The following is a 6,338-nucleotide window of genomic DNA, read 5'->3' as shown; positions in this document are numbered from 1 at the left end:
GCCGACGCCATGCAGGCCGCCTGATGTCTCGTAAACCTTGGAGTCGAACTTGCCGCCCGAATGCAGCGTCGTCATGATCACTTCGAGCGCCGGCTTCTTGAACTTCGGGTGCGGATCGATCGGGATGCCGCGGCCATTGTCGGTCACGGCGAGATAGCCGTCGGCCGAGAGCTCGACATCGATGAAGGTGGCATGGCCGGCTACCGCCTCGTCCATCGAATTGTCGATGACCTCGGCGAACAGATGGTGCATCGCCTTGTCGTCGGTGCCGCCGATATACATGCCTGGCCGGCGGCGCACCGGCTCCAGCCCTTCCAGCACCTCGATGTCGGCAGCGCTATAGCCCTCGCTGCCATCCTTGATTGAGGCAGGACGCTTGGTGGCCTGCACCAGCGGATCCGCCGGGCGCGTCGGTGTGCGAACCGGCTGCGGCTGCTTGTCCATATTGCCGAAGAGATCGTTGTTGTCGTCCATGCCTGCCATAGGGTCCGGTGCTTCGAATCACCTCGCGATACTGCCACGCTTTTCAGCGCCAAGCGACCGAGGTTCCTGTTCCGTTCGGGGATCTGATCCCTCTTAACCCAAAACCATTCGATAACCAAGCTGGCGGAAATAGGTCCGATGCCGCCGCGCAAGATTCCTGATTCTTTAACAATGCGGCCTAGCGTGAGCCCAACAAAACAAGAAACTGCTGATATCAGGGGTTTAGGCGTGAGGGGCAAGGCCATATCGATGATCGGCATCGCCGCCGTTTTCGGGGCGATCTCGATCTTTGCCGCGGATTTCTGGGTCAAAAGCCAGGCCAAGGCGGATTCCGAAGAGAAGACGTCGTCTATCCCGGCCCCTGTCGTGCCGAAGGTCGAGTTCAAGACCATCGTGGTGGCGAATGCCCCATTGCGCTACGGCATGGCGCTCGACCGCGCGCAGCTCAGCGAAATCCCGTGGTCGCAAGAGGCCGTGCCGCAGGGCGCTTTCACCACCATCAATGCGTTGCTTGCCGATGGCAGCCGCGTGGTGCTGTCGCCGATCGAGGTCAACGAACCGGTGCTGCTGACCAAGCTGTCCGGTCCGAACGGCCGCGCGACACTCTCCAACATGATGACGCCTGGAATGCGGGCGGTCACCATCCGCACCGATGAGATCGCCGGTGTAGGCGGCTTCGTCACACCCGGTGACCGCGTGGACGTGGTGCTGACGCGCGATGCCGGCGAAATTCAGGAAGTGGCCAAGAATGCGCAAGGGGCCGCCGGTTCGACCATCACCTCCGAGATCGTCGTCGCCGATGCCAAGGTGCTGAGCGTCGGGCAGGGCGCCGACGAGCGCCAGACGACGCCGCAGATTTCCAATTCGGTGACTATCGAAGTGACGACAGACGGCGCGCAGAAAGTGGCGCTGGCCCGCACCGTCGGCACCTTGTCCCTGTCGCTTCGGTCCGCCAGCGAAGGCGGTGACGGCAAGAACGGCGTCACCACCATCTCCTCCTTCGGCGGATCGGTCGCCTCGGATGTGCAGGCCGCGGCCGGCTCGGTGTTCGACGCCGTCACCAAGGAGCCGGAGAAACCGAAGTTCAAGACGGTCATCGTAACGCGCGGCACGAAGGCCGAGGAATACCAGGTTCCTTCGCGGGACCAGAAATAAGCCAGTGGGGACTGGGTGAGGGACGGGACAATGTTCGGGCTGTTCACATATCGGGTCATGGGGCGGTTGCGCATTTTGCGTGCGGTGGCTGTCGCGTCTTCGCTGGCTGCTGCCGCGATGCTGGCTTTCGGCGCCTCGGCGAGAGCTGACAACGACATCGTCTATGTGTCGTCGACCAAGAATGCGTCGATCAAGGTTGCCAAGGGCAAGCCGAAGACGATCATGACCAGTGCCGCCTTCTACCAGATCGTCATCGGCGACCCGGAGATCGCCAACGTCAATCCGCTGACCGACAAATCCTTCTACGTGCTCGGCAACAATCTCGGCACTACCGGCATTGCGCTGTTCGATGAGAAGAAGCAGCTTGTCGGCACCGTCGACATCGAGGTGACGCTCGACACAGACCAGCTGGCCAGCACCATTCGGGCCAGCGTGCCGGATGCCAGGATCAAGGTCGGATCGGCCAATGGCCGGGTCGTGCTGTCGGGCGAGGCGGATGACGCGGTCGCCGCCGAAAAGGCAAACAAGATCGCAACGCGCTTTTCCGGCACCGAGGAGGTCATCAACTCGGTCAACATCTCATCGTCGCAGCAGGTCCAGCTCAATGTCCGCTTTGTCGAGATCAACCGCCAGGCGGGTCAGGATCTGGGCGCCAAATACGCTGCCAATTTTGCCTACGGCCTCGGTGGCCGCGACGTCTCGATCGATCCGGGTACAGTGCCGGCCGCCGGCACCGGCGAGATCATCGGCAGGCTTTTGTCGAACGGCGTGTCGATCGATATTGCCATCAAGGCGCTAGAAGAGCGCGGCCTGGCGCGGCGGCTGGCCGAGCCGAACCTGATCGCCCGGTCCGGCCAGACGGCGAGCTTCCTCGCCGGCGGCGAATTCCCGATCCCGGTCTCCGAGGACGACGGCAAGATCTCGGTCAGCTACAAGAAATACGGCGTCAGCCTGGATTTCACGCCGACCGTCCTCAAGGATGGGCTGGTCAGTCTGGACATCGCGCCGGAAGTCTCCTCGATCGACGCATCGGCCTCCTACAATATCGGCACCATCTCGGTTCCCGGCTTCATCGTGCGCCGTGCCAGGACGTCGGTCGACCTGAAGAACGGCCAGAGCTTCATGATCGCTGGACTGCTGCAGTCGCAAAACGACATCACCACGTCGCGCATTCCCGGCCTCGGCAAGATGCCGGTGCTTGGGGCGCTGTTTTCCTCGAAATCCTATCAGCGGCGCGAGACCGACCTCGTCATCATCGTGACGCCCTATCTGGTCAAGCCGGTCGATCCGTCGAAGAAGCTCGTCGAGCCGACCGATGGCACGCAGCCGGCCAGCAACGCCGACTATTTTCTCAACAACACCGAGGAAGTGAAGGATTCCGATGCCGGTCGCACCGTGGCGCGGGCAGACGGCCGCGTCACTCAACCTGCAGCGGCCGCTTCGGCTGGGCATTTCCTCGACCTGCCGAAGGATTGAAGCCATGCGTCTGGTCTTTGGATCGAGCGTCGCCTTGCTGCTGACCGGCTTTGCCGCCGGCTGCACCAGCGACGACTATGTGCGCAGCGAAGGGCCGACGGCCGGCGCCGGAAATGCGCAGGCCGCCAACACCGTCATGCAGATGGTCGATCCCTGGAAATACGGGGTCCAGAACACCAGGCTCCTGGTGCCGGCCCAACGAGGCAGTGCCGCGGCTGTCACACCCGATCAGGCGGCCGGTGCCAAGGCGTCGCAGTCCAGCACGACCAATTGATCCCACGGGCAACTGATCCAACGGTCGATCGACCTGACAGGCTGACAGAATGGCAAACGGCATCAAGACCAGGAAGATCCTGCTCGTATCGACCGACAGGACATTTGCGCAGGACACGCGCACCGCATTTTCCGCCTCCGAGATCATACAGCTCTCGACGGTGGAGAAGAACGTCACCGAGTTGCGCGGCGAGATCCAGGAAGCCGACTTCGGCGCCATCATCGTCGACATGGATGCGGCAAGGCTGGAGGAGGTCGAGTCGCTGCAGCGCATTATGCGCCGGCTGGAGGACAAGGTTCCGGTCGTCGTCGTCACCCAGGAGTTCAACGCCGCCGCGGTGCGTATTCTCGTGCAGCTCAAGGTCGCGGATTTCCTGGTCAAGCCGATCACCACGGCCGATCTGGTGCGCTCCGTCGTGCGGGCGCTGCAGGGACCCGGGCGCGAGGAAAACACCGAATCGCAGATCTACACCTTCATGCCTGCCGCGGGCGGCGTCGGCACCACCACGCTGGCGCTGCAGACCGCTTTCCAGCTGCATCACTCGGTGACGCGCGGCGCGTCGACCTGCGTCGTCGATCTCAATTTCCAGCAGGGCGCCTGTGCCGAATATCTCGACCTCGAACCGCGTTTCGACATCACCGAGATCGAGAACCAGCCCGAGCGTCTCGACCGGCAACTGCTCGACGTGATGCTGTCCAAGCATGCCAGCGGGCTGTGCGTGCTGGCGGCACCGGCGCATCCAGCAGAGATGCGCTCGTTCAAGACCGATGTCGTGGTGCGCATGCTGGACCTCGTTTCGGCCTATTTCGACAATGTCGTCATCGACATGCCACGCACCTGGTTTCCATGGACGGAAACCGTGCTGCTCGGTTCCAACAAGCTCTACATCGTCGCGGAAATGACGGTGCCGTGCCTGCGCCACACCCAGCGGCTGATCCAGGCGGTCTACGAGACTGCCGGCAAGGAAGTGAAGCCGAACGTCATCGTCAACCGTTTCGAACAGAAGATGTTCGACAACGGCATCAAGCAGGCGGACGTCCAGGAAATTCTCGGCGAGCATTTCGTCGGCGGTATCGCCAACAACTATCGGCTGGTGCGCGAGGCGGTCGATCGCGGCGTGCCGTTGCACGAGATCGATCCAAACGCCAATGTCGTCAACGATCTGAAGAAGATCATCCTGCCGGAGGAGGCGGTCCCAACCCGGGCGAAATCGCGCTCGCTGTTTGGCATGGGCCGTGGATTGCTGAAGAGGAAAGCCGGATGACCAGCCGCTTCTCCGCCCTGCAGAACCGCGATGCGCTTCCGCAGCGCGTGCCTGAGACGACGCCGGTCGCCCATCATGCCGTCGTCATTCCGACCAGCCGAAAGGCTTTGCCGGCAAAGCCGGACACAGCGCCGGCAAAGAATGCCAACAAGGTGCTCGATGCGCGCGTGCGTATCCACCGGCTGCTGCTCGAAGAGATCAATCTTGTCGCGCTGGAGCGTTTGCCGAAGGATGAGATGCGCCGGCAAGTGCATGATTTCGTGTCGGAAAAGACCAAGCAGGAGCGGATGGCGATCAACACCGTCGAGCTTGACGCGCTGGTCGACGACATCGTCGACGAGATGGTCGGCCTCGGTCCGCTCGAGCCGCTGCTCAAGGACCCGGACATCAACGATATCCTGATCAACGGCCACATGAACTGCTTTGTCGAAAAGAAGGGCAAGCTGCAGCCGGTCCACATTCCGTTCAAGGACGAGGCGCATCTCCTGCGCATCGTCAACAAGATCGTCGCCGCGGTTGGTCGCCGCGTCGACGAATCGCAGCCGATGGTCGATGCCCGCATGCTGGACGGCTCGCGCTTCAACGCTGCCATCCGCCCGGTTGCGGTCGATGGGCCGCTGGTGTCGATCCGAAAATTCTCCAAGAACAAGCTCGGCCTGCACAAACTGGTCGAATTCGGCGCCATCACCCAGAACATGGCCGAAGTGCTGGCGGCGGCCGTGCATGCCCGCAAGACGACGATCATTTCGGGCGGTACCGGCACCGGCAAAACGACCATGCTCAATGCGCTGTCGGCCTTCATTCCCGAGGACGAGCGGCTGATCACCATCGAGGACGCGGCCGAGCTCCAACTGCAGCAGCCGCATGTCGCGCGTATGGAAACACGTCCGGCTAACATCGAAGGCCATGGCGAGCTGAAGCAGCGCGACCTGGTCAAGAACGCACTGCGCATGCGCCCCGACCGCGTCATCCTCGGCGAGTGCCGGGGCGAGGAGGCTTTCGACATGCTGCAGGCAATGAACACCGGCCACGAAGGGTCGATGGCGACCATCCATGCCAACACGCCGCGCGACGCCATTTCGCGGCTCGAGCAGATGCTCGGCATGACCGGCATGCCGATGACGGTGCAGTCGATCCGCAGCCAAATCGCCAGCGCGCTCGACCTGATCGTTCAGCTGACGCGCCTGTCCGACGGCAAGCGCAAGGTGACCAGTGTCGCCGAGGTGACCGGCATGGAAGGAGATGTCATCCAGATGCAGGAGATCTTCCGCTTCGTGCGTACCGGCATGGAGGCCGACGGCAGGATTCTGGGCCACTACGAGGCGACCGGCATCCGGCCGCGCTTCCTTGAGGATCTGCGTGCCATGGGCATCGAGTTTCCCGGACGATATTTCGAACCCGGCCGGCCGCAGGAGTAGCCAAGTGTTCGATGGAATGAGCGCTATCTATGTCGTTTATGCCGCGGCCGCGCTGACCGGCATCCTGATCGCCGAGGCCTGCTACCTGCTTTATGCCGGCCGCAGCGACAAGCGCACCGCCATCAACCGGCGCATGAAGCTGCAGGAAAACAAGATCAGCCAGGAGCAGGTGCTTGTCCAACTGCGCAAGGAACGCGGCCTCGACGCAGGCACGCCGCTGTTTTCGCTGGATCGGTTCCGCGCTTTGCGAACCCAGTCGGGCATGATC

General features: G+C 62.6%; 6 protein-coding genes and 1 pseudogene. 6 read left to right on the top strand and 1 reads right to left on the bottom strand.

Translation table 11 applies throughout. The features are described from left to right. The coding region (locus EOB59_RS33180) for an ATP-binding protein (RefSeq protein WP_245486862.1) at positions 1–474 on the bottom strand (474 nt) is incomplete at its 3' end. A gap of 237 nt (positions 475–711) precedes the next feature. On the opposite strand from EOB59_RS33180, the gene cpaB reads away from it, so the two are divergent. The 6 genes and pseudogenes from cpaB to EOB59_RS33150 all read left to right on the top strand — a co-directional run. Next, a complete protein-coding gene (cpaB, locus tag EOB59_RS33175; RefSeq protein WP_245466310.1) occupies positions 712–1,638 on the top strand; it encodes a Flp pilus assembly protein CpaB in 927 nt (308 codons plus the stop codon). A gap of 30 nt (positions 1,639–1,668) precedes the next feature. Beyond that, positions 1,669–3,114, top strand: coding sequence for a type II and III secretion system protein family protein (locus EOB59_RS33170; protein WP_128290191.1), 1,446 nt, complete (start codon positions 1,669–1,671; stop codon positions 3,112–3,114). Between the two features lie 4 nt (positions 3,115–3,118). Then, entirely contained in the window at positions 3,119–3,388 is a 270-nt protein-coding gene (locus tag EOB59_RS33165) for a hypothetical protein (protein WP_127269273.1), read from the top strand. 49 nt (positions 3,389–3,437) lie between these two features. Continuing rightward, positions 3,438–4,652: a CpaE family protein gene (locus tag EOB59_RS33160; protein WP_013531961.1), complete on the top strand. Its 1,215-nt coding sequence runs from the start codon at positions 3,438–3,440 to the stop codon at positions 4,650–4,652. Beyond that, complete coding sequence (locus EOB59_RS33155; protein WP_127810562.1) at positions 4,649–6,070, top strand: CpaF family protein; 1,422 nt, start codon at positions 4,649–4,651, stop codon at positions 6,068–6,070. The genes EOB59_RS33160 and EOB59_RS33155 overlap by 4 nt, the downstream gene beginning before the upstream one ends. 4 nt (positions 6,071–6,074) lie before the next feature. Further along, positions 6,075–6,338: pseudogene (locus EOB59_RS33150) on the top strand (type II secretion system protein F); the annotation flags it as partial.

The organism is Mesorhizobium sp. M7A.F.Ca.MR.176.00.0.0 (assembly GCF_004023165.1).
In the GTDB taxonomy this organism is placed as follows: domain Bacteria; phylum Pseudomonadota; class Alphaproteobacteria; order Rhizobiales; family Rhizobiaceae; genus Mesorhizobium.
This window is presented reverse-complemented; position numbering and strand designations above follow the sequence as displayed.